This window comes from Staphylococcus sp. EG-SA-2 (genome assembly GCF_017152085.1).
The window spans coordinates 1-2,083 of record NZ_JACYHC010000664.1 but is presented as its reverse complement, the minus strand read 5'-3'; the positions used below and the strand labels follow the sequence as shown (position 1 = coordinate 2,083).

The window sequence follows — 2,083 nt, the reverse complement described above, 5'->3', positions numbered from 1 at the left end:
CAGCAAATTATCAATGATGAAGTAGATATAGGCGTGACCACTTTGCCAGTCGATCATCATATTTTCGATTATACTACCCTAGATAAGGAAGATTTGCGACTTATCGTGAGCAGAGAGCATCGACTCGCAAAATATGAAACTGTTAAACTCGAAGATTTAGCAGGTGAAGACTTCATTTTATTTAATAAAGACTTTTACTTGAATGATAAAATTATTGAAAATGCTAAAAACGTTGGCTTTGTTCCGAATACTGTAGCGCAAATTTCACAATGGCATGTTATAGAAGATTTAGTTACGAATGAATTAGGTATTAGTATTTTACCAACATCAATTTCAGAGCAACTAAATGGAGATGTGAAGCTGCTACGCATTGAAGATGCTCATGTACATTGGGAATTAGGTGTTGTTTGGAAGAAGGATAAACAATTAAGTCATGCCACAACGAAATGGATAGAATTTTTGAAAGACCGTTTAGGCTAACATATTAATAAAGCACTCATTATTTAAGGCGCATCATTACGTGGGTCATTGAAATAATGAGTGTTTTTTTGTGAAAATGAAGTGAAATTTAGAGAGCGTTTCCATAGAAAATAGTAATACAAACTATAAAAAAAGAGTATTTTTATATTGTGTACGCCATCTTTATAATAGTTATTGTAACAATTTAGACATATTTAGAAAGGGATGGCGCCATGCACAAAGTCCAATTAATAATCAAACTACTACTACAACTAGGAATCATCATTGTGATTACTTATATTGGCACAGAAATTCAAAAGATTTTTCATCTTCCCTTAGCCGGCAGTATTGTTGGTCTATTTTTATTTTATTTACTATTACAATTTAAGATTGTACCGCTAACTTGGGTAGAAGACGGTGCAAACTTTTTATTAAAGACGATGGTCTTTTTCTTCATACCGTCAGTTGTAGGTATTATGGATGTTGCTTCCGAAATTACGCTAAATTATATACTCTTTTTCGCAGTCATTATTATAGGAACATGTATCGTTGCATTATCTTCAGGTTATATTGCTGAAAAAATGTCTGTTAAACATAAACATCGTAAAGGTGTAGACGCTTATGAATGATTACGTGCAAGCCTTATTAATGATTTTGTTGACTGTCGTTTTATATTATTTCGCTAAAAGGTTACAACAAAAATATCCGAACCCATTTTTGAATCCAGCATTAATTGCATCTTTAGGAATTATTTTTGTCTTACTTATCTTTGGAATTAGTTATAACGGGTATATGAAAGGTGGCAGTTGGATCAACCATATTTTAAACGCAACGGTCGTATGTTTAGCGTACCCACTTTATAAAAATAGAGAGAAAATTAAAGACAATGTCTCTATCATTTTTGCAAGTGTATTAACTGGCGTCATGCTGAATTTCATGTTAGTGTTCTTAACACTTAAAGCATTTGGCTATTCTAAAGACGTCATTGTAACGTTATTGCCCCGATCTATAACAGCCGCAGTAGGTATCGAAGTGTCACATGAACTAGGTGGTACAGATACGATGACCGTACTTTTTATTATCACAACGGGTTTAATCGGTAGTATTTTAGGTTCGATGTTATTAAGATTTGGAAGATTTGAATCTTCTATCGCCAAAGGTTTAACGTATGGGAATGCGTCACATGCATTTGGCACAGCTAAAGCACTAGAAATGGATATTGAATCCGGTGCATTTAGTTCAATTGGGATGATTTTAACTGCAGTTATTAGTTCAGTGTTAATACCTGTTCTAATTTTATTATTCTATTAATTTAGATATTTAAAATGATAGACACTAAGAAAGGGAGGCTATTAGTAATAATGGCAAAAATAAAAGCAAATGAAGCATTAGTTAAAGCATTACAAGCATGGGATATAGATCACTTGTATGGTATTCCAGGAGACTCAATCGACGCAGTTGTCGATAGTTTACGTACAGTGAGAGATCAATTTAAATTTTATCATGTACGTCATGAAGAAGTAGCAAGCTTAGCGGCTGCTGGTTACACAAAATTAACTGGTAAAATCGGTGTGGCATTAAGTATCGGTGGCCCTGGTTTAATTCATTTATTAAATGGTATGTA

The 2,083-nt window shown here is 33.4% G+C and carries 4 protein-coding genes; all 4 read left to right on the top strand.

The features are described from left to right. On the top strand, positions 1-480 hold a 480-nt coding region (locus IDG60_RS12020), incomplete at its 5' end, for a LysR substrate-binding domain-containing protein (RefSeq protein ID WP_241013368.1). 212 nt (positions 481-692) lie between these two features. Beyond that, on the top strand, positions 693-1,088 hold the full coding sequence (cidA, locus tag IDG60_RS12015; RefSeq protein ID WP_000549734.1) for a holin-like murein hydrolase modulator CidA: 396 nt from the start codon (positions 693-695) through the stop codon (positions 1,086-1,088). Then, a complete protein-coding gene (locus tag IDG60_RS12010; protein WP_001001019.1) occupies positions 1,081-1,770 on the top strand; it encodes an LrgB family protein in 690 nt (229 codons plus the stop codon). Before cidA ends, IDG60_RS12010 begins: the two co-directional genes overlap by 8 nt. A 50-nt stretch (positions 1,771-1,820) precedes the next feature. Beyond that, positions 1,821-2,083 (top strand): thiamine pyrophosphate-binding protein (locus IDG60_RS12005; RefSeq protein ID WP_274611442.1); only part of this gene is annotated, 263 nt, incomplete at its 3' end.

What these genes read in the sequence shown, in the direction of transcription:
- cidA (WP_000549734.1), top strand. Translation starts at nt 693, where the DNA reads ATGCACAAAGTCCAATTAATAATCAAACTACTACTACAACTAGGAATC.
- IDG60_RS12010 (WP_001001019.1), top strand. Translation starts at nt 1,081, where the DNA reads ATGAATGATTACGTGCAAGCCTTATTAATGATTTTGTTGACTGTCGTT.